The sequence below is a fragment of the Ekhidna sp. genome (genome assembly GCF_040220215.1).
In the GTDB taxonomy this organism is placed as follows: Bacteria; Bacteroidota; Bacteroidia; order Cytophagales; family Cyclobacteriaceae; genus Ekhidna.
This window is the reverse complement of record NZ_JAVJTR010000008.1, coordinates 63,230-85,655: the sequence shown is the minus strand read 5'-3', so window position 1 is coordinate 85,655 and position 22,426 is coordinate 63,230. Positions and strand designations below refer to the sequence as shown.

At 39.7% G+C, this 22,426-nt stretch carries 21 protein-coding genes; 11 read left to right on the top strand and 10 right to left on the bottom strand.

Annotated elements, in window-relative coordinates; genetic code table 11:
• Positions 1-150: 150 nt before the first annotated feature.
• Together RIC88_RS01565 and RIC88_RS01560 are read left to right on the top strand one after the other, a co-directional pair.
• A complete protein-coding gene (locus RIC88_RS01565; RefSeq protein ID WP_350215665.1) occupies positions 151-2,976 on the top strand; it encodes a triple tyrosine motif-containing protein in 2,826 nt (941 codons plus the stop codon).
• Between the two features lie 173 nt (positions 2,977-3,149).
• Positions 3,150-4,580 (top strand): alpha-amylase, encoded by a 1,431-nt coding sequence (locus tag RIC88_RS01560; protein ID WP_350215664.1) that lies wholly within the window; start codon positions 3,150-3,152, stop codon positions 4,578-4,580.
• A 51-nt stretch (positions 4,581-4,631) separates the two neighbouring features.
• Here the strand turns inward: RIC88_RS01560 and RIC88_RS01555 are convergent, their stop codons facing one another.
• On the bottom strand, positions 4,632-5,084 hold the full coding sequence (locus RIC88_RS01555; RefSeq protein ID WP_350215663.1) for a methyltransferase family protein: 453 nt from the start codon (positions 5,082-5,084) through the stop codon (positions 4,632-4,634).
• Positions 5,085-5,164: 80 nt separating this feature from the next.
• Entirely contained in the window at positions 5,165-8,932 is a 3,768-nt protein-coding gene (locus RIC88_RS01550; RefSeq protein WP_350215662.1) for a GEVED domain-containing protein, read from the bottom strand.
• A 384-nt stretch (positions 8,933-9,316) separates the two neighbouring features.
• Here RIC88_RS01550 and RIC88_RS01545 point away from each other — a divergent pair, with 384 nt between their 5' ends.
• Positions 9,317-9,658 carry a hypothetical protein gene (locus RIC88_RS01545; RefSeq protein WP_350215661.1) on the top strand — a complete coding sequence of 114 codons (342 nt, stop codon included), beginning with the start codon at positions 9,317-9,319 and terminating at the stop codon, positions 9,656-9,658.
• A gap of 1 nt (position 9,659) precedes the next feature.
• Here RIC88_RS01545 and RIC88_RS01540 read toward each other — a convergent pair whose 3' ends face one another.
• The 5 genes from RIC88_RS01540 to RIC88_RS01520 form a co-directional block, all read right to left on the bottom strand.
• Positions 9,660-9,899: a CDGSH iron-sulfur domain-containing protein gene (locus RIC88_RS01540; RefSeq protein WP_350215660.1), complete on the bottom strand. Its 240-nt coding sequence runs from the start codon at positions 9,897-9,899 to the stop codon at positions 9,660-9,662.
• 70 nt (positions 9,900-9,969) lie between these two features.
• Positions 9,970-10,329: a hypothetical protein gene (locus RIC88_RS01535; protein WP_350215659.1), complete on the bottom strand. Its 360-nt coding sequence runs from the start codon at positions 10,327-10,329 to the stop codon at positions 9,970-9,972.
• Between the two features lie 293 nt (positions 10,330-10,622).
• The gene (locus RIC88_RS01530) at positions 10,623-10,760 is read right to left on the bottom strand and encodes a hypothetical protein (RefSeq protein WP_350215658.1); all 138 of its coding nucleotides are present in this window, start codon (positions 10,758-10,760) and stop codon (positions 10,623-10,625) included.
• A 148-nt stretch (positions 10,761-10,908) separates the two neighbouring features.
• Positions 10,909-11,055: a hypothetical protein gene (locus RIC88_RS01525; protein ID WP_350215657.1), complete on the bottom strand. Its 147-nt coding sequence runs from the start codon at positions 11,053-11,055 to the stop codon at positions 10,909-10,911.
• Between the two features lie 27 nt (positions 11,056-11,082).
• Complete coding sequence (locus RIC88_RS01520) at positions 11,083-12,024, bottom strand: IS1595 family transposase (protein WP_350215656.1); 942 nt, start codon at positions 12,022-12,024, stop codon at positions 11,083-11,085.
• Between the two features lie 163 nt (positions 12,025-12,187).
• Here RIC88_RS01520 and RIC88_RS01515 point away from each other — a divergent pair, with 163 nt between their 5' ends.
• Complete coding sequence (locus tag RIC88_RS01515; RefSeq protein WP_350215655.1) at positions 12,188-13,267, top strand: RelA/SpoT domain-containing protein; 1,080 nt, start codon at positions 12,188-12,190, stop codon at positions 13,265-13,267.
• Positions 13,268-13,424: 157 nt separating this feature from the next.
• Positions 13,425-13,760: a single-stranded DNA-binding protein gene (locus RIC88_RS01510; protein WP_350215654.1), complete on the top strand. Its 336-nt coding sequence runs from the start codon at positions 13,425-13,427 to the stop codon at positions 13,758-13,760.
• A 424-nt stretch (positions 13,761-14,184) separates the two neighbouring features.
• Here RIC88_RS01510 and RIC88_RS01505 read toward each other — a convergent pair whose 3' ends face one another.
• Positions 14,185-14,859, bottom strand: a complete 675-nt coding sequence (locus RIC88_RS01505) for an NUDIX hydrolase (protein WP_350215653.1) — start codon at positions 14,857-14,859, stop codon at positions 14,185-14,187.
• A 103-nt stretch (positions 14,860-14,962) separates the two neighbouring features.
• On the opposite strand from RIC88_RS01505, the gene pyrE reads away from it, so the two are divergent.
• Positions 14,963-15,607 (top strand): orotate phosphoribosyltransferase, encoded by a 645-nt coding sequence (pyrE, locus tag RIC88_RS01500; protein ID WP_350215715.1) that lies wholly within the window; start codon positions 14,963-14,965, stop codon positions 15,605-15,607.
• Between the two features lie 110 nt (positions 15,608-15,717).
• On the opposite strand, the gene pyk is transcribed toward pyrE, so the two are convergent.
• The gene (gene pyk / locus RIC88_RS01495) at positions 15,718-17,157 is read right to left on the bottom strand and encodes a pyruvate kinase (protein ID WP_502879991.1); all 1,440 of its coding nucleotides are present in this window, start codon (positions 17,155-17,157) and stop codon (positions 15,718-15,720) included.
• The gene (locus RIC88_RS01490) at positions 17,158-17,586 is read right to left on the bottom strand and encodes an IPExxxVDY family protein (RefSeq protein WP_350215651.1); all 429 of its coding nucleotides are present in this window, start codon (positions 17,584-17,586) and stop codon (positions 17,158-17,160) included. It lies immediately after the preceding gene.
• 114 nt (positions 17,587-17,700) lie between these two features.
• Between RIC88_RS01490 and RIC88_RS01485 the strand changes: the two genes are divergently transcribed.
• The 5 genes from RIC88_RS01485 to RIC88_RS01465 are packed head-to-tail and all read left to right on the top strand — an operon-like array spanning position 17,701 to position 22,409.
• Positions 17,701-17,937 carry an acyl carrier protein gene (locus tag RIC88_RS01485; RefSeq protein ID WP_089358163.1) on the top strand — a complete coding sequence of 79 codons (237 nt, stop codon included), beginning with the start codon at positions 17,701-17,703 and terminating at the stop codon, positions 17,935-17,937.
• Positions 17,938-17,963: 26 nt separating this feature from the next.
• Positions 17,964-19,217: a beta-ketoacyl-ACP synthase II gene (gene fabF, locus RIC88_RS01480; protein WP_350215650.1), complete on the top strand. Its 1,254-nt coding sequence runs from the start codon at positions 17,964-17,966 to the stop codon at positions 19,215-19,217.
• The gene (gene rnc / locus RIC88_RS01475; RefSeq protein WP_350215649.1) at positions 19,218-19,943 is read left to right on the top strand and encodes a ribonuclease III; all 726 of its coding nucleotides are present in this window, start codon (positions 19,218-19,220) and stop codon (positions 19,941-19,943) included.
• The gene (gene nadE, locus RIC88_RS01470) at positions 19,940-21,766 is read left to right on the top strand and encodes an NAD(+) synthase (protein WP_350215648.1); all 1,827 of its coding nucleotides are present in this window, start codon (positions 19,940-19,942) and stop codon (positions 21,764-21,766) included. Before rnc ends, nadE begins: the two co-directional genes overlap by 4 nt.
• Positions 21,747-22,409, top strand: a complete 663-nt coding sequence (locus tag RIC88_RS01465; protein WP_350215647.1) for a CPBP family intramembrane glutamic endopeptidase — start codon at positions 21,747-21,749, stop codon at positions 22,407-22,409. Before nadE ends, RIC88_RS01465 begins: the two co-directional genes overlap by 20 nt.
• The last annotated feature ends 17 nt before the right edge of the window (positions 22,410-22,426 follow it).

The window sequence follows — 22,426 nt, the reverse complement described above, 5'->3', positions numbered from 1 at the left end:
ATCAAAAACTCATCACTCTATTTTAATTAATACATCAAAAACTATAAAAAATGTAAATTTGATAGCATAAGTACATATTTTACTTTCTCAATGATTTCTCATAAAAATTTTTGGAACTATACGAAAAGGCTCCCATTACTATGGACTTTATTGCAAATTCCATTTGTTTCTGTCGTATCTCAATCAAATACTGCAAGGGAACAAAACCTAATTTCCTTACCCCTAATCACTACCTATACTCCATCAGAATACAACGGGGGGATACAAAATTGGGGAATTGATCAGGATACGTCCGGATACATCTATGTAGCAAACAACTATGGGCTCTTAGAGTTTGATGGTGCTACCTGGAATAATTATAGCATAGCAGGAACCACTAAATCCCGATCAGTAATAGTTGAAGAAAAAACCAATCGAATTTATGTAGGTGGACAAAGGCAGCTAGGTTATTTTGAACGAATAAAAGGAGGTATGACGTATCATAACCTTGTTTATTTAATTCCAGATTCAATAGCAACAGATGAAGTATGGGATTTGGTCTCTTTTAATGAACGTATTTACGCTAATGTTTACGGTACAATTATGCTCATTGAAGAATATCAGATCATTCCAATGGATATTCCTCCAGCAGAATTTATTTTCAAAAGTAATGATGAATTATTAGCGGGTACTTCCAGAGGGCTTTATAGGATGAAAAATGGTCAGTCTCAATTTGAGCTATTAAAAAATAGCAGTGGTGAAAACTATAGAGGGGCAATAAAAAGTGATGAAAGATATCTGATCTTTTCCTATGATGGTGAAATCTACTCATATGAAGAGAACAGTATCAAACTCATCCAAACATCATTTAATGATTTTTTGATGGGTGCCAAAATTAATAGGGTTCTCCAATTGCGAAATGGAAATATAGTGTTAGGCACTCAGAATAATGGTTTGCTAATTATTAATAGTGACTTACAACCCACCCTGCACCTCACGAAAAACAAAGGGCTGAATCACAGGACTGTCATCGCACTTTATGAAGATGATTTCAATAATTTATGGGCGGGGTTGAACAATGGGATATGTGTCATTGAACTAGGCTCACCTTTTTCTCTTATCAATGAAAATGTAGGTCTTGAAGGAACAGGATATTCAGCCGCATCTCTAAACAATAACATTTTTTTAGGAACAAGTAGTGGACTTTTTGAACCAAAAGGCACCATCGCTGAAATGAAAGAAACAAATCGATATGAACTCATTAAAGGAAGCGAAGGACTGGTTAACAACGTGGAAGTCATTGAAGACGCTATCATGCTGAGCCATCATGAGGGTGCATTTATTCTGAATAACAAAAATATCCGTCAATTTTATAATGAAACAGGGGTGTGGAAATTTTCCAAATTAACAGATACCCAACTCATTGGAGGCACTTACGAAGGCTTCACCTTATTTGATAAGAAAGGAAATATACCGTCTGTGAAGTCAAACCTGAAGGGCTTAAATGAATCTTCCCGCATTTTTGAATTTGCCAATGATAGTACCTTATGGATGACTCATGGATACAAAGGTGCTTATAAAATTAAGCTTCAAGGGGATACCATACATACTATTGAACATTACGGTGCTGAAAACGGATTTCCTACAGATATACTTATCAGTGTTTATCGGCTTGACGATGAGCTCATTTTTACAGCAGAGACAGGAGTTTATCGTTACAACCCGGAAAGTGATCGCTTCGAAATACATCCTTTTTTAAATAAATGGTTTGAAAACCGTCACGTGAGTAAAATAAAGCAAGCAAACAATAACCAGATATTCTACATCGCCGGAGGACAACTTGGTTTACTCAAAAAAGAATCTATCGGTGTGTACAAATCAGAAGAACAACAATTTCGAAAGATTAACGGATATATCAGTGATGACCTGGAAAACATAAGTGTGATAAATAATGATATACTTGTGGGGGCTAAGGAAGGTTTTATTAGATACGATCCAAACCTGGACAGATCGATCAAGGATGTATTTGACACATACTTAAAACGTGTAGAGATAACCAACCAAGAAAATCAAACAAATACAATTTCGGGTACCTTTTTTCAATCTACCACGATGGATAGTCCCAAAGTGATTCGATTTGAATATTCCACTCCATACTTTGATGGGATGGACGACATTAAATATGCATATAGATTAGTACCCTATGAAAAGGAATGGTCTGAATGGACTGACACAAACTGGAAAGAATATACTAACCTACCTACAGATGAATATCAATTTGAAATCAAGTCACTCAATATTTACGGAAATGAGAGTAGGATCAGTACATATACTTTCACCATAACACCTCAATGGTATGAGTCAAACATTGCCTATACACTCTATTTCATGTTTATCATCTTTACTTTTTTTAGTGTTCTCTATTCAAGAGAGAAAAAACATAAGACGGAAAAACAAATCTTAAGTCAAAGTAAAGAAGAAGAAATCCGCTCCAAGGAGCGTGAGATTCATGAGTTTTCTGAGAAAACTAATCAGCAGATTCAGGAGCTGAAAAATGAAAAGTTGAAGCAAGAAATAACCCATAAGAACAATCAGTTAGCATCAGTAACTATGCACTTACTTAGCAAAAACGAATTCGTATTGTCCATTCGGAAAAAGTTGAACGATACCCTTAGTCAAAAAGACAACACAGATTCATTGAATAAAATTGTGAAATCAATTGAAAAGAATATTGACAAAGATGAGGGCTGGGAAACTTTCGCACATCACTTTGATCAGGTTCATGGTAATTTCCTTCACAAGATCAAGCAAGAGGTACACCTTACCCCACAAGAGACTAAGCTATGTGCATATTTAAAAATGAATATGAGTACTAAAGACATTGCTAACCTAATGAATATTACAATTCGTGGTGTAGAACTGGCGAGATATAGATTAAGGAAAAAACTTGGAATCACTAGAGAAACTAACCTTGTTGAATATCTGGACAACTTTTAAGGGTTTTTAAAATCTTGTTGCCGTGGAATATTGAAAATTTCGCAAAGCGCAAACGTTTTCGGATTAGATGAAATGTAAAAATCACTGATAATCAGTCATTTAACTTTCATTTTTAATAAAAATAATCTCATTAATAATTATCTTAATCTAGATAAACAACCTATAAAAATGTTATGAGAAGACTCACTAAAGCCCTATTAGGAACGGGGATTGCAATGTTCCTATTTAGTTGTGATGAAGCTACAGAGGTATCTGATTTAGATCAGACGCAGGAAGCTACAGAAATTATTCAGGTAACCAATCATGATGGCAAACCTTTCAGTACTCAACCCGATAGTGAAAAAGGACGTTTCACCGCAGGTCCAGGTGGTGGAGTGATGATGCAGGGATTTTACTGGGATGTGCCCGCGGGCGGCACCTGGTGGAATACTGTCAAAGGTAAGTTAACAGCCTGGTCCAATGCCGGCATTCAGTCTGTATGGCTTCCTCCGGTATCAAAGGCTCAGAACGGTCCTTATTCGATGGGCTATGACCCAACCGATTATTTTGATTTTGGAAACTATAATCAAAATGGAACAGTAGAGACACGCTTTGGTTCTAAGTCAGAGCTTCAATCCCTCATCAATAAAGCGCACTCAGAAAACATGGAAGTATACGCTGACATTGTTTTAAACCACAACAGCGGTGGCCAACTGGAAGCCAATCAATACACTGGCACAAATACCTGGACAGACTTTAGCGGAGTAGCATCGGGCAAGTTTTTACGTTCACAGCATGATTTTCACCCAAATTGGGTTCATGGAGGTGACGCTGGAGCATTCGGAGGATTCCCTGACCTATGCCATGATGTACCCTATGTGCAGGACTGGCTATGGAATCGCTCAGATGGAGTCGCTAAATACTACAAAAACACTATGGGCTTTGATGGATGGAGATTCGATTATGTAAAAGGATTTGATCCGTGGGTGGTAGCTGCCTGGAACAATGCAGTAGGCGGATTTTCCGTTGGAGAACTCTGGGACTCTAATGTAAACTGGCTTGAATCATGGGCCAATTCTGCGAACAGCAGTGTATTTGACTTTGCATGCTATTACAAAATGAATGATGCTTTTGATGGGAACAACCTGAACATACTCAATGATGATATGATGTGGAAACGTAACCCATATAAAGCGGTAACCTTTGTTACTAATCATGACACAGATGAAATATGGAATAAGATGCTAGCCTATGCCTATATTCTGACCCACGAAGGATATCCTACTATTTTCTATCGGGACTATGAAGAATGGTTAGATAAAAACAAGCTCAATAACCTTATTTGGATTCACAACAACAAAGCAACAGGTAACACCAGTATCCTCCATGTTGATAACGACGAGTATGTTGCTAGGAGAAATGGATACGGAGGAAACCCGGGATTGATTGTTTACATCAACAACTCCGGCTCCTGGAAAACCCGATGGGTGCCTACCAATTGGTACAGTACTCAGATCAAAGATTTTACTGGTCATTCCGGGTGGTATCCAACAACACAAAGTGGTGGATGGGTACAAATCCAATGTCCACCAAACAGCTACAGTGTTTGGTCACCGAATATTTAACTTTGAAACAAAAAATATTTTGGAAAGCAAGCTGCCAACAGCTTGCTTTTTTTAAACCCACCTCCTCACTTTATTACAAAACTTCTCGTATTCAGCTCCGAAAATCTTTTTGAGGGCTGCTTCTTCAGGCTTAATCTGAAATTTTGTTATATACCAGATGAAGAACATTATGGCTAAGAGGCCAATGGGATTTCCGATTCTGACTATCCCACCTAGTAGCACCAGTGCCATCCCTAAATACATCGGATTTCTCGTGTATTTATAAATACCTGATTGTACCAATGATGATGCTTTTTCCGGATTGAGCGGATCAACGGTTGTTCCTTTTATGCGAAAAGAAATGATGCCTGAAAACAGTGCCAGCACGCCCATCCCAAGGAATATCCTGGACAATAATGTTTGGTAAAGAAAACCGTATGAATACTCAGGAAACAGATAGTGTGCACCGAAGTTGATACCTAGTGCCATGAAAAAAACAATAACTGGTGGGATTTTAAGTTTCATCCCGGGAAGATAGCAATCCTGAAATAAAAAGCCCTATCCGCCGGATGGCGAACAGGGCTTCCACTTAGGTCAGGTCTAAGTTATTCTTTTACAAACTTCTTCATGATGGATTTTCCACCTTCATCTTTTAGATGGATCATGTACATACCTGCATTAAGATGTCCAACACTCACTCTTCCGTTCACAATCTGACCTCTGTCAACTATCTGGCCATTAAGATTTGTGATGGAGTAAGTAGCTTCATCTCTGTTAGAAGCTATCGTCAATCTGTCTCCTACATTATAGTTAGGATACATACTCACGCTCACAGGTGTTCCTAAAGAAGAAGATACTGATGACTGAGTGGCATAAGAAGACGTAGCTCCTCCTACACAGAATGCAGTGGTTTCACTAGATCCAAATGATCCACCTGATGCCAGAGTCGTGCTTCCATCGGTCAGGCTGTAAGAGCCACTTCCATAAGAGCAGCAGATACCATCACCGTAAGAATCATTGATCACAAAATCATAGCATCCTGCATCCAGATCAATGTCAACACTGATAGTTGATCCATCAGGCTGTGAAGGATATGTTCCACCAGAAGCAACAGTTGTCGATCCATCCATGATTGCCCAGCTGGTTTCCTCTGGATAGTTATCAAAATTCAATGTTAGAGTCACAGTAGTTGGCAGACTACCAGCTGTAACAGAAAGGTCATCGATAGCTATATCACTGGACCATCCATTTCCGGTCGTTCCAACCATTCTCAACTTCACATCACCTCCAAGGTAAGAAGAAAGGTCAACATTGACAGCCTGCCATGAGTTGCCCTGATTGCCTGACAGTGTCCAAACATTTGTCCAACTGTTTCCATCCGTAGAAGCCTGAGCTGTAAGCGAACCTACATTGCTTCCATACATGTGATACTGGAATGAGAAAGTTGCACTTGTCTCACCGGAAAGATCAAAGCATGGGCTTTCAAGGATGGCCGTTGCATTGCTGCCAATCTGTCCTGCACTTCCATTGGTAGATGCTTCAAGAAACATATAATAAGAGCCTTCCACTGCTGAGCTTGGTCCTGTGTTTGATGAAGGGGTTCCGTTTGCATCACGCACCCAGTTACCATCATCACCGGTAATTTGGGTCCATCCGTCATTGCTTTCGAAACCTTCGCTATATGGAAGAGTCTCGGTTGAAGAACACGTCATTCCTGGAGTCTGAGTGGTCACATTTACAGCATTACTTGCTGCAGACGCGTTTCCTGCAGCATCTTTTGCAGTCACAGTGAAAGTATAAGAAGTACCAGCGGTAAGTCCTGTCACATTGGCTGTTGTGCTTGTAACTGTTCCAATGTTAGTAGACCCTTGATACACATCGTAACCGGTTACTCCTACATTGTCTGTCGAAGCAGTCCAGTTCAGTGTTAAAGTAGTCTCAGTCACATTAGATGCAGTCAGGTTCGTAGGAGCAGTTGGAGCTTCGGTATCTCCACCACCTCCGGTGATGTTTACCGTATAATCTTCAACTTCGCCATACTGGAATGACTCGCATGAAGTTGGAATACCATTATATTTCATAGATACTCTCATTCTAGTATTCCCTTCTACCGCACTGCTTGGTACAGTGAAGTTTCCTGAAACCGGAGAGGTTTGCGTAGCAGACTGTGTCCATACTTGCTCCCCTGAATCTGTGAAGTCACCATCCTTGTTATAATCGATCCATACACTATATGCTTCGTTATAAACTGTTCCAGTCCATGTTGGAGTCACGGTGATAGTAGCAGATGCATTTTTAGCAAGATTAGTAGACTGACCAGTGAAGTCGCCATATCCTCCTGAAGATGCACCTGTGCTATTGTCAATGCTTCCAATTTGAACTCTGCTGATATATTCATCATTGGTGTTGTTTCCATTGGATGAACAGTAGTTTAGTTGAACTTCAGTTGTAGTGAAGTTTATTGAACTGGAATATGACGATGTAGAACTATCCGGACACTTACTTCTTACCTGTGCTTCATACTGCGTTTGTGGAGTTAATCCAGAAAGGTTAAAAGATGTACCCGTCGCAGCTACAGTTGTCCAGGTAGAAGTACCTGTTTGTCTGTATCTCATATCATAAGTCGCATTCGCAACAGCGTTCCACGAAACAGTGGCTGTGCTGGAACCAACATTCGATGAAGATAGTCCTGTTGGAGTAGTTGCATTACAAACCGGAGGTGTGCCTGTTACGCCTGTTACCACAAGTGAGAAATTTTGGCTTCCGCCGGAAAGTGAACCTTTGTGAGTAACTGTAATGGTATAAGATCCAGAAGCTCCGGAAATATCCACTCGCTCATAAGGATCTACATTATTATCTCCGGTATTGTTAGAGTTGATTCCTGTAAGTCTGTATGGACTATAAGTAGAACCTCCTTTTGTTACACGGATATCAAGATCATTGACCAAAACCGGAGTGGTTTGGTTAGCTGTTCCAGTATTTGCGGTTCCGGCAGGATCTGTCCATGAAATAGAAGCCATCAGTGGACTACTTCCATCAGAGTCAACATTCAATGTATAAGAACCTCCGTTAGAAAGTGAAAGCTCATCAATGATTGCGCCATTGCCATTATCAGAAATTGCTTCTGCAGCTGCCTTGGCATTTAAAAGTCCCCAGCCGTAAACAACATCAGGACCGGAAACACCAGCGTCATCCGCCGTATGCAAAGCCAGCCCTTTCAATGTTGCAGCTCTCATGAAGCTACCATTTACATTGTTGTAGTGCTGCTGAAGAAGTAATAAAGTTCCGGTCACATTGGGAGAAGCCATGGAAGTACCTGAAATAGAATTGTAAGCAACATCACTGTTGTCATAGGTAGAATAAACACCTGTTCCGTTTCCGGTAATATCCGGCTTGATTCTGTAATCATCCGTTGGGCCTTCACTACTGCTGCTATTGATCACAACAGAATTAAATGAACCGTCGTTGTTTACGTTGGCATCCTGACCATTTGCAACCACCATGTTGTTTTTGGATGTTGAATGACCAGTTAATTTATCGTAAGAGGATTGACCTGCAAGTGGGTTTCCGTTTGATGAATTATCGTTACCATCGTTACCTGCAGCAACCACCATTAAGTAATAAGGTGAATTGTACATCAACGCATCCCAATCTCTGGATTCTTCCAAATAAGCACCAAAGTACCAGTCAGGTACCAGGTTAGCCCTGTATCCATACGAGTGATTAGAAATTAACATACCATTAGCAGCCTCAGTGGTTGCTTCCGAAAGATCATTGTTCCAATCATGCGTAAGGGCCAGTCCTCTTGGAGCCATACCTTTTGCTGCAGCTTGTACGCCAGAAGCAACGATAGTTCCCGTTACATGCTGAGCATGGAAGCTATTTCCATTCAGTCCGGTAACACCATCATTGATGGTAACCCTGTTGTTTCCACCAGGGCCGTCAAACTCCTGGTGAGTAACTCTCGTAGGTCCTCCATCCCAAACATGAGCAGTCATATTCTGCCCATCCAGACTAAGGCCAAGGGATCCACCAATATTTAGATGATCTGCTCTCGTCGAACGAGCAGCATCTTCATTATAAATGGTGTAATAGATTGGATGACCATCTCTTGAGACTGCCACCAATTCATCAACAGATCCATCTGAATTTGCTTTGAGGATTTCCCAACCTCGGAGTGAAGCCATATTAATTGCTTCGGCTCTTCGGCTCTCTTCTTTTGCTCTGAAGTTTTGATTGAGTTGGGTAAGTTTTGATTTGTCGTACTTGTTGCTAATCTCTTGCCTTTGCTGTGGAGTTTGGGCAAAAGTAATAGTTGTGGACATGGCAAAGGCGAGCAACATCGCCTTAACCTGTCGCTTGTTTCTTCTCATAATAAAACGATTAGGTTATCAATTAATCCGACGAATATAAAGGTATTTTTCTGGCACTTCCAACAAGCTTTGCATCTAAAATACAAAATCAAAATATTAAGTATAATATTAATAAATTTTCAGTATTTTATTTTGATAATCACAATTTGCTATCTAAAATGACTTATTAATTGCATTAATAAAGGATATAACTGTATTATCAAATGATAATAAATGTTTCACTGTGTCGATTAACACAGTATTATCATAGATGAATTCCTTAAATTGTGGTTGCATTTAGATTCAAGAATAAATAATAACATTATGTGTAATAATTTTCTGGTAATAATTTTCTCAACATGCTTGTTATCAACCTCTTGCATTGGTCAAAAACAAGAACAAAACATGGGTTTACTAAAAGGAACCATAGGAATTTATGAAGGTAACTGCATGCCTGGTCCTGGTGTGCCACCGTGCGAACCGAGACCAATTGTTACGACGGTTTTTATTACTCGGCTAAATGAAAAATTTGATTGGGACTTGCTTGTGGATAGTGTAAGATCAAATACCGATGGAACCTATTCGATCAAATTGAGAGAAGGTGATTACAGTCTCTTTTTAAGAGATGGTAATAGTTTTGCTTGTGATTTTATTCAATGCCCGGAAACATGCTACTGCCAACCATTTAAGATTATTGATGACTCAACTACTGTAATAGATGCTAATCTTGACCATGCAAATTGGTAGATTATAAGTTCTTGTGTGTTCCATCGCAAAAACCAGGGTTGCTGGTGTGCTTGCACATGCATAGATATGTTGTCTTTGTTTCTTCAGCTTTGAAAACTTTCGGAGAAAACTCTGTGCCAGAATGTGAACCATCACAATATGGTTGATTAGAGGATTGACCACATGCACACCATGCATAGGTTTTTCCTTCCTCCAGTTCTACGGCTTTTGGTTGCTTATCTGCTATGGTAGGCTTATTCATACTGTCAACATTGTTAGTTATATACATAAGCAGATAAAAACCATAATTGTTTCATTTATTCTAAAAACATCTAATTCTCATCCTTCCGTTCTACCAACAAAACGAAACCTTCATCCAACATCAAGTATCCTTGTTCATAGCAGAATCGGTAGGTATCCCCTGCTTTGGTAGTATAGCTATTCGTATAAAAATCGAAATCGAATCCTTTCTTTAGTAACTTATCTTTATGCGACTTCTTTTTTCCTTCCGGGTTCAATTCTTGTAGTATTCTCCTATTCTTGGCGAGTGTATTATTCACATTTCGCATATAGTTAGTTGCGGCGGAATTCACCTTGTTGTTGAATGCATTTCGACAGGCATCTGAGCAAAATTTTTTATCAACCCGACCATGAACTGCTCTCCCGCATTCAGGACATTTTCTATTTTCCATAATTCTAAAGTATTGATTTACAGATATAAATCCAATTACAAACGACTACAAACGGATAATAAATGACTACAAAGGCAACTATATACAAAGTGGGACAAAGTCATAAAGTTGGGTTACTGAGACGGGGCTTGTCTCTTTAAAATTTGTAGTCAATCAGTCGTTCTTTTGAGGTCAGAACCTCCAGGGATTTTAAGTCCCAATACTAGACTTATGGAATCAAAGAACTAATCATAGGTGGCTAATAGTTTGTCTCTACATTTTCGAGGCTCTTAGCCGTACGTCCTGAAACGTTCCTACCAATCTATTCTATTTCTTTTGATCTGCTCGATCGCTTCTTCACTTGATAACTTAGGAGCATTAGCAAGATACTCTAAAGCCTTTCGGGTGTTCTCCCTCTGATACTCATTTCTTTCTATATCTGTAATACTCATACTTACGCATTAACCACAGTCCTAACACAACCATTCCGATCAGTAGGGCTATGTCGTACCAATTCATTTCTTTTCTTTCTCCTTTTTAGGAACGGACACCTTTAGAACTTCTTCTAAAGTTCCTTCGATTTGGAGCTTTTCTTCGTACTTACCCTTTCTCTCCTTCTTCTCCTTTTTGCTCATCTGATTCTTTGTTTAAAATGTCCTTTACTTCTTTCATTAGATTGCCCTCTTCAATCCTATGACGAATTGCTTTAGCTGCTAACTTGGCTTGTGGTGATGACTTGTCTTTCATAATACAATGATAACGAAAAGCCAGTCGTTAAACTGGCCTCCCTGTCAATCTCTTATAACTAAGAGGGCTTTCGCTATCCTCTAGGAACTTCACAAACTTGCCCTCTTCACCTAGCAATCGGTTATTGAACCTAGCTGCAAACTCGTCTAAGTATCTCTCTAAATGCTTATCACTTACAGAGTGATAAATACCATACAAGCCTCTCTTTAGTATGCTCCAAAAGTTCTCAATGGTGTTAGTGTGAACGTCACCAGCTACATAAACATTCAGAGCATGTTTAACAGTTGCATGGTCGTAAGTTCTACCTAGAGAAGCATATCCTCTAAACTCGTCAGTATAGAGCTTAGAACCTTTAGGAACGTGCTTCTCGATAAATGCTACCATATTCTCTTTAGTAGCGTTAGGAACGTGCTTAAGAACTACTTTGCCGTTTCTCTCAATCACTCCTAAAACGGCTCTTTTGTCTTTGTATGGTGAACCATCATTAGTTAATAGCTTATTGTCTGCGGATCTTCTTTTATTGAAGTGCTTATTTTGATCCTTTTGCCCGATATACGCCTCGTCTGCTTCAACTGCACTTTTCTCACCTAACATAGTAGGTGCTTTGTCTTTCAGCATTTCTCTAATTCTATGAAGTACGAACCAAGCAGTCTTTTGGGTAACTCCTACTTGTCTAGCTAACTGAACAGAACTAACACCTTTGGAACTGGAAGTAGCTAAGTAGATAGCTGCAAACCATACACGGAAAGGAATCTTAGAGTTTTCAAAGATCGTTCCTGTTCTTACTGTGAACTTCTTGTGGCACTCCTTTTCTCTGCACTTATAACCACGATTAGTCTTGTACGGCTTAACCGATCCGCAATGTGGACAAGCTGGCTCGTCACCCCATCGGATGTTTTCATAATACTCAACTGCTTTGGTTTCGTCAGAGAAGTATGTAAGTAGGTCGACTATGCTTTTGAAGTTCATAACTATTAGCGTTTAACAATAGTGTAAAGATACATCTTGTCCCATTAAATACCTAATATTTAATAAAAAATATATCTATATCTTATTGACGCTCAGTGCGTTTCCAGTTCGCATGACACTTGATTTAAAACGCATGACGTATTTTTTATTAAATTCGCATGAAATGGCATGGAGTAAACCTAAATATTCAAAAAGAGAAGTTAATAGAGCTGGGGAGGCTTTATTGAGAGAAGACTGCTCAGAAGATCAGCTTAACCACACCTATAGCGTTATTAATAATTGGAGGACATGCCACAATTTTCCTCTCAATACATTTCAAATACGTCTTAGAAGAGAGGCTAAAAAAGTAGATGAAAGCGCTTTAGTGGGGCAAAGAATAAAGCGTTTAAGTTCTATTAAGTCCAAGTTAGAGCGAATAAGTGGATTGAATTTAGCTCAAATACAAGATATTGGCGGTTGTAGAGCTATTGTAAAAAATGTTACTTGCTTACACGAGATTACTAATGTTTACACAAGTAGATTTTCTCGAGGATTAAAACATCAATTACATTCAGTCGATGACTATGTTTTCGAGAAACCAAGATTTACAGGGTACCGTAGTGTGCATCTAGTATATAAATATTTAAGCGATAAAAATAAGGTTTACAATAGTCTAAAAATCGAAATTCAACTTAGAACACTATGGCAACACGCATGGGCTACTGCGGTTGAAACAATTGATTCTTTTACTAATCAGAACCTTAAATTAGGTGGTGGAGATCAAGATTGGAGAAGGTTTTTTTCTCTTATTAGTTCGGTAATTGCCTTGAAGGAAGGAACTCCTATAGTTCCTACTACATCAAATGACATTTTTGCCCTTAAAGATGAAATAATTGCTTTAGAGAGTAAACTGGATGTTATAAATATGTTAGAGGGCTTTAGTACAGCTATTAATCTAACACAAGACTTTACAACGAGATACCGGAAAGGATACTTTATAATTGAACTAGACCCAGAAGAAAAATTGATAGATATTTTCTCATATCCATCTGGATCAAAAGGGTTGAATAGAGCATCAGAAGATTACTTGCGATTAGAAAGATTAAACAGATTGACAAATAAAAATATTGTCCTTGTTTCATCTGATAGTATTGACACCTTGCGACTTACTTATCCAAATTACTACGCTGATACATCTAGGTTCGTAGCATTATTACGTGAAACAATTGAAAAACCAAATCAGCTAAGCCTTTTTGATTCCTAATCAAAAAGATTAAGCTCGTGTCCCACTTTGTATATAGTTGCCACTACAAACATTTAAAAACCGAATCACCTATCCAAGCCTCCCAACCTTTGCTATCGTCAAACGACACATTCATCTACCATCAGGTGAATTTTTAACAATTATAAATTTTTATATCATGACAAGTTTAAAAAACAGCGTACAACTAATTGGTAGATTAGGTAACGAACCAGAAGTAAGAACTTTTGACAGTGGGAAGAAAATGGCAACATTCTCTCTTGCAACAAATGAAACCTACTACAACAACAAGGGTGAGAAAGTGGAAGACACGCAGTGGCACAACATTGTAGTTTGGGGTAAAAAAGCAGATGTGGTAGAAAACTATCTAAAGAAAGGAAGTGAAATCGCCATGGAAGGCAAGCTTATCAATCGATCGTATGAAAAGGATGGTGAGAAAAAATACATCACTGAAATCAATCTGAATGAACTCCACATGATGGGGAAAAAAGATTAAGAAAAAAAGAAGCTACCCTCAAAGGGGTCGCTTCTTCAGTTTTATTGATGTATTTAAGAAACTGTGTGTGGTCTGGGTATAAAACTCGGTAGTATCTAGAAAACTGTGTAAGTGAGGTCTGGGGTAATAAACTCAGGCCTTTTTATTTATCTTCAATACACAGTTAAAAATGAAATCAAAAAATGCACCTTTTACCTGACTTACTCTTTATACGTATGTGCAGGTTGACATCCACAATACGATTACCCTCTGGCTTTTAAGGACTATCCCTTAATGGACACCCCACAGCTTCTACCTTGATAGAAAATATAAGTTTGTACATATCCGATTGCAGTTTTCGTTCAACCATAAAATTGCGGATCCTTTTTTTGAACACCTTCTTTCGATTCGCCCAGTTACAGAGAAAAATTATCTAATAAGGATTCTAAGCCTCTTTCATCAACTTAGTATATTCCTGCATGACATACCGGATTGAACGATAGGAATCATGTAGTGCGACTCGAACCTGCTCTAAATCCATCCATTCCACTTTCTTGATCCCCTCCCCTTTCTGAGGTGCCATCAGTTTGTCATCTACGCAATGCATGGCGTACCAATGAGTCTTTTTGAGGATATACTTCTTTTTAGTGGTGTAAGTATGCCAGACAGCATCAATCTCTTTGTCAATCACTCCCTTTACGCCTGTCTCTTCTTCTACTTCACGTATGGCACACTCTTCTATAGATTCTCCCTTATCCACCTTGCCTTTAGGAATATCCCAAACCTTACGACGATAGATCATCAGAAGCTTACCATCTTTTTCCACAATACCCCCAGCGGCTTCTATCACCTTGAACTTGCTCTTGAGGTAATTAATAAGTGCCCGTTTTTCCCGGGATGAAATGAAAATCGAATGGACTTTTTTGAGCTTTTTATCTGTCATAAGTTTAAGTAGTCCGTCTATCTGATCGAATGTAGCATTCATAATCAAAGTATCATCTACCAGTACGTCCGGCACAATGGTCTCAAACTCCCGCACAATCAGCCCATACGCCCGATTCATGTTCACTTTCTTTTCAGAAAGGATATAAACCGGGATGTCATTTATAAAAATCTTCATCGTACAGAATTACCTAGGCAATTAAACTATAAATTAAAAATCAAACAAGCCTTCAGTATTATTGATGGGTAATTTTGGAGTTTTATTTTTGTACCCCATGAGCATCAAAATTTACAATCCTAAACTAGCCGATGAGATCGCGGCAGATCTTTTAAAAATTGGAGCAATAAAATTAAGCCCCGAGAAGCCTTTTACATGGGCCTCAGGATGGAAATCTCCTATTTATTGTGATAATCGATTAAGCCTATCCTTCCCGGATGTCCGATCAAAAATAAAAACCGCACTTTCGTTGGCCATTTCCAATTCATTTGATGGGATTGATGTTATAGCTGGAGTTGCGACAGCCGGAATACCGCAAGGCGCATTAGTAGCCGAAGACCTAGGCCTTCCTTTTATTTATGTTCGATCAAAATCTAAAGGACATGGGTTGCAAAATATGATCGAGGGTAAAATTGATAAAGGACAAAAGGTACTTTTAATTGAAGACCTTGTTTCCACTGGTGGTAGCTCGCTAGCTGCTGCTGAGGCACTCCGTGAGGCTGGAGCTGAAGTTGTTGGGATGATGGCTATTTTCACTTACGGCTTCCAGGTTTCAGAGGATAACTTTCAGGAAAAAGGGGTTAATCTGGTAGTACTTAGTGACTACAACCATCTACTTGATCATGCGCAGGATGAACGCATGTTTGAGAACGAGGTACTCAAAACCCTAAAGGAGTGGCGCGAAAACCCCGGAAATTGGAAATCTTAGTCATTTATTGATTAAACCGTCATCGAAATGCTATTGAGACAATAGCCTGTATTCTACACTCTCGTATTATTAGTGGCGGAGTTCTCTTAAAAAATCGTGAAATAATGAAACTACTCCACTACCTGCACCTTCATCATATTAGTATGTCCATGCCAGTGCTGAGGCATAGATGCAGTATTAATAAAAATATCTCCCTTCTTCAAATGGCCGGTTGCTACAAGTTTCTGCTCAATTTGCTCCAATGTCATGTCTATATTGTCCTGCGTATCAAAATAGAAAGTCTTCACGCCCCAAACCAGGTTCATTTGTCTAAGCAGTTTTTCATTATTTGTAAATAGATAAACTGAAGATTTCGATCGGTGCATGGCAGTTCTGAAGCCAGTATATCCTGATTTAGTCATGCAAACAAGTGCTCTAGCTGAAGTATTTTCTGCCAATCGACATGCCGCTCTAATTAATAAATCGTTCATGCGGGTAGACGACTCAAACTGTTTGTCGTAGTACTTGTTGTAGATCGAATCGGCTTCTTTTTCGACTGCCATTATCGTTTCAGACATGGCTTGTACTGCCTCAACCGGATATTTGCCTGCAGCAGATTCTGCACTAAGCATCAAAGCATCTGCGCCATCCATTACAGCATTTGCCACATCATTTGTCTCGGCCCGTGTCGGTCGTGGATTTTCAATCATGCTCTCCATCATTTGAGTTGCAATAATTACCGGTTTGGCTGCCTGATTACATTTCTCCACTATTTTCTTTTGCCAGATAGGTACGTCATGCATCGGAATTTCCACCCCCAGGTCGCCCCTGGCAACCATGATGCCATCAGATTCTTCTATGATATCATCAATGTTTCTCAATGCTTCCGGCTTTTCAATCTTGGCAACAATTTTTGTCTTTTTGCCAGCTTTATCAATGATGGCTCTTAAAGCACGGATATCATCTGCTTTCCTAACAAAACTCAAAGCTACCCAATCGACATTCTGCTTGAGGCCAAAAGCTAAATCTTCCAAATCTTTTTCTGTCAATGAAGGTGCCGAAACGTTAGTGTCCGGCAGGTTGATGCCCTTTCTAGACTTCAAAATACCACCATAGATCACCTCCGTTATAACCTCGTCATCAGAGACAGATATTGTTTTCAACTCGAGGTTTCCATCGTCTATGAGAATAGTATCTCCCGGTTTAACATCATTTACAATCTCCTTATAAACAGTGCTCACTCTTTCCGAGGTGCCTTCGATCTCCTCATCGGTACTGATTACAAGTCTTTGACCCTCCTTTATTTCCACTCCATTGTCCTTCACCGAGCCAACACGTATTTTAGGTCCCTGTAAGTCCTGAAGAATAGCCAGGTTTAATTCGGTCTCGGTATTTACCTCATGTATATGCTGAATCACTTTAACATGATCAGCATGGCTTCCATGAGAAAAATTAAGGCGAAGCACATTTGCACCTGCATCTGCCAATTCCCTTATTGTTTCTTTGTTATTGCTGGCCGGACCAATAGTTGCTACAATTTTTGTCCGTTTATTAATAGGCATTTGATTCATTCAGTAAAGCAGGTTTTCTTTCGATTTTAAAGTATCAAAATTAAGCCTCATTGCATACTCGATGATAGGAATTTCTTTAATTCTTACACTAACGTTTTCGGAGGTCAGCTCATGCGTTTGATCTTTGAATTTCAGTAAATAGTCAAACTGTTTTAATTCTGGCATCAGTAATTGACTTTTAATGCTACCACTTCCTACCAGCTTATTCTGTAGAAGCTCGAAAAGTACATACTCAGTTTCATACAAATAATTCGAGATCAAAATGGAAGTATTGTCGGCATACTCTATCCTTATATCCTCTTGCTTGATTAGAGATATATCCAAAGATTGATTTAGATGCCAGGCCAGCTTGTACTCTTTTTTATTACAAACCAGACCAAACAATTCAAAATCAATTGAGTAGCCACCATCTAATTTGTTTTTCTTCATATTATGTGCAAGCTAAGACCTAAATTAGCAACACAGATGTATTGACCTACTAATTTGATTTTAGTTTGAGAATATATTTCTTTGCATCTCATTTTATAACCAAACATTACAAAAATGTCTGAAATAGCACAAAAAGTAACGTCAATCATAATTGACAAACTAGGTGTAGAAGAGTCTGAGGTAACTCCAGAAGCAAGCTTCACCAATGATTTAGGAGCTGACTCACTTGATACCGTTGAGTTGATCATGGAATTTGAAAAAGAATTCAATATTTCTATACCGGATGACCAGGCTGAAAACATTGCAACAGTAGGTCACGCTATCTCTTACCTGGAAGAAAACGTTAAGTAAGTCAACCAACTTAGCTTATAAAATTTATGGAATTAAAACGAGTCGTTGTAACCGGAATTGGTGCCCTTACCCCTTTGGGAAATACTAAAGATGAATATTGGGATTCTTTAGCCAAAGGAGTAAGTGGTGCGGCTCCTATTACTCGTTTTGATACCGAAAAATTCCGCACAAAATTCGCCTGTGAGGTAAAAGGATTTGAGCCAACCGATTTTCTGGACCGTAAAGAAGCCAGAAAAATGGACCCAAACACCCAATACGGAATGGTTACGGGTGAGGAGGCCATCAATGATTCAGGGATGGATCTGGATAGTGTTGACAAATCCCGAATAGGTGTAATTTGGGGATCAGGGATTGGAGGATTTAGTACGTTCCAGGACGAAATGATCAATTTCGCAAAGGGGGATGGCACTCCAAGATTCAATCCATTCTTTGTTCCTAAAATGATTGCAGATATTACTCCCGGACTATTGTCCATCAAGTATGGATTCATGGGACCAAATTTCGCAACTGTTTCCGCTTGTGCGTCTTCCAACAATGCCATTACTGATGCCTACGCTTACATCCAGCTCGGAAAAGCAAATGCTATTCTAACAGGTGGATCTGAAGCAGGTGTCATTGAATCAGGTATTGGTGGATTCAACGCAATGAAAGCCCTTTCCGAAAGGAATGATTCTCCGGAAACAGCTTCCAGACCTTATGACAAAGACAGAGATGGATTTGTACTGGGAGAAGGTGCAGGAGCTATCATGCTGGAGGAGCTGGAGCATGCAAAAGCAAGAGGAGCAAAAATTTACGCAGAGGTACTTGGTAGTGGTATGTCTGCTGATGCTTATCACATCACGCAACCACATCCCGAAGGAACTGGAATTGAGCTGGTGATGAGAAATGCACTGGAAGATGCCGGACTTAGTGCTGACAAGATAGACTACCTTAATACACATGGTACTTCAACTCCATTAGGAGATGCTGGTGAAATCAAAGCTGCCCAACGTGTATTCGGTGGTAATGCAGCTAAAATGAATATCAGCTCTACCAAATCCATGACAGGCCACTTACTAGGTGCCGCAGGAGCTGTAGAGTTCATTGCCTGTCTTATGGCATTAGAAAAAGGAATCGTTCCGCCAACCATTAATCATTTCACGGACGATCCGGAAATTGATCCGAATCTGAACCTGACATTTAATAAGGCACAAGAGCGTGAAGTCAATATTGCTATGAGCAATACTTTTGGATTTGGAGGACATAATACCTCTATTATTATCGGTAAATACAACGGATAAGTGTCATCGTTTCCGAAAAGATTATCGGGCCGACTTCTTAATTCTTTCAAATCTGAAAAAAAACTTCGCCAGTCTTTCGGACTGATCACTGGTAGATCCCCTATTAATCTCGCTCTTTACAAGCAAGCGATGCGACACAGCAGTGTAGCCGCCATCAATGATCAGGGAATCAAAAATTCCTATGAACGACTCGAATATCTTGGAGATGCTATTCTGGGTATGATCATCGCAGAACACCTATATCGCACTTATCCTTTCAAAGAAGAAGGGTTTCTCACGGAAATACGTGCTAAAATAGTCAACAGGGAATCACTCAATCGGTTGGGCCAAAAAATTGGCTTGAAAGAACTGGTTCAATACAATCAAAGTTCTCGCGCTCACCGTTCTGTCTACGGAGATTGTATGGAAGCTTTAATCGGAGCGGTATACCTGGACCATGGATTTAAATTCTGTAAAAGGTTTATCATCAAGAAACTAATAAAGCCTCATTATGATCTTGATGAATTGATCTCCAGAACAACCAACTTCAAGAGCAGACTGCTGGAATGGTCACAAAAAGAGGGTAAAGACTTGCGTTTTGAGATCATCTCTGAAGAGGATCGAAAATTTACTGCTCAGGTGTTTCTCAATGACGCACCAAAAGCCAAAGGTTTTGGTTTTAGCAAGAAGAAAGCGGAACAAGATGCTGCTCAGAAAACCTATGAGCAACTTAACTTAGACGAATGAGTCGAAAACTAAAACTTGCAGGTGCGTGCCTCAACCAGACTCCAATTGACTGGGATAATAACCTTCGAAACATAAAGTCAGCGATTGATGAAGCGAAAAGTGCGGGAGTGGACATTTTATGCCTTCCGGAGCTGTGCATTACTGGTTATGGTTGCGAAGATTTGTTTTTTAGTCAATGGCTTCCTGAAAAAGCATTAGAAAAACTAATCGATATTATCCCCCTTATTAAGGAAATCGCTGTTACTGTAGGTTTGCCTGTTCGGTTCGATAACCAAATTTACAATACTACCTGCTTCATAGCTGATGGTGAGATAAAAGGCTTCTACGCCAAACAAAAACTTGCTAATGCCGGAGTTCATTACGAACCTAGGTGGTTCACTCCATGGACAACAGGTGAAATCAACCGTTTAACAATCGACGGAAAAGAGTTTCCTTTCGGGCATATCCAAATTGATCATAAAGGAATCTCCATTGCTTTCGAAATCTGTGAAGATGCATGGCAAGAAGATCGACCGTGTGAACACCTTGATCAAAAAGTAGACTTGGTTCTTAATCCAAGCGCTTCCCACTTTGCCTTCAAAAAAGCTCATTTTAGAGAAGAGTTAGTGGTAGAAAGTTCAAAAAAGTATAATTGTATATACCTGTATGCAAACCTGTTAGGTAATGAGGCCGGTCGCATGATCTATGATGGGGACATCTTAATCGCACAAAAAGGAAAGCTGATTGGTAGAAATCATCGGCTGTGGTTTCATGATTATCGACTACTTACAGTAGACGTAGATTTTGATGCTAACACTGCAGTTTCAAACATAAAACCGGATTATGAGAGCCAAAATGAGGAATTCGCGCATGCTGCCTCGCTCGCTTTATTCGATTATTGCAGAAAAAGTCGGAGCAATGGTTTTGTACTATCACTAAGCGGTGGAGCTGATTCCAGCACGATTGCAACACTGGTGAGTTTTGCTATTCGTACCGCTTTGAATCAGCTAGGAAAGGCTGAGCTGGAACTAAAAATGGGCTTTCGGTTAGATGGAGCAACTACCGAGACCATTACAGAGCAATTGTTGACAACTGCTTATCAGGCCACTAAAAACTCCTCTGAGGATACGTTCAATTCCGCCAAACATTTAGCTGGTAGTTTGGGGGCAAAATTTTATGGCTGGGAGATTGATTCCGAAGTTGATCAGTATCGGTCGACGATCGAAGCGGCTATAGGGAGAAAACTAACCTGGGAACAAGATGACATTGCACTACAAAACATACAGGCTCGGGCTCGTTCGCCGATCATTTGGATGTTAGCCAACCTCGAAAACAAGCTATTATTAGCTACCTCTAACCGAAGCGAGGGAGATGTCGGGTACGCAACAATGGATGGCGACACAAGTGGTAGCATCTCTCCTATTGCCGGAGTGGACAAACACTTCATACTACAATGGTTGAAATATGCCGAAGAGGAGCTTGGATTCAAAGGGCTGAAAGAAGTGAATGCTCTCACGCCCACTGCTGAACTACGTCCGGAAGATCAGCACCAAACAGATGAGGATGACCTGATGCCTTATGAGGTCCTTATGAAAATAGAAAGGGAAGCCATTCTAAATGGCCGCTCACCAAAGCAGGTTTTTGATATCCTTAAAATAGAGTATGATCAAGAAACGCTGAAAAGTTGGCTAAAGAAATTTTTTCAGCTATGGACCCGAAACCAATGGAAGCGTGAGCGTTATGCTCCCAGCTTTCATTTTGATGACTTCAATATTGATCCCCGATCCTGGTATCGCTTCCCAATTTTGAGTGGAGGGTATAAAGATGAGTTGGAGAAGCTTTGATGTTTTACGAATGGCCTCCTCCGACCATCGAGCCGTTGAAATCATTGCAGTTATAATCACTGCGACGGGGAAGTTTCTCTTCTACGATATATGGGATCAAAGGCTCCTATTCATCATATTAATCTTCGGTTTTTGGAGTGTCTATTTAGTTCGCAGAGTTAGGCAATCACCATCGGTTCTTACCAAATGGGGATTTAGAACTGATAATTTCATGGCGGTTTTGAACAAGATTTTACCTTTTGGCCTTTTGGCATTGATGGCCTGTTTGATTGTTGGAACACTACAAGGAACGCTCAATCCGCATTGGCATATCATTCCACTCCTCTTTCTATATCCAATATTTGGTGTCCTTCAACAGTTTCTTCTGATGGCACTTGTGGCAGGGAATCTCCAGGATTTAAACCGATACAAACATCGCACAATCATTGTGCTCTCAGCAATCTTGTTTGGGCTATTGCATTTCCCCTACTGGTGGCTCATGATTGGTACCTTTATTCTGGCCTTGTTTTACACTTATGTCTATCTAAAAAACAGAAACCTATATATCCTGGGGATTTTCCATGGCTGGCTTGGAGCCATCTTCTACTATACTGTAGTAGATAAAGACCCCTTTCTCGAAGTATTCGGTTTTTTGCTTAAGTAGCCATTCAAAAGATTGTC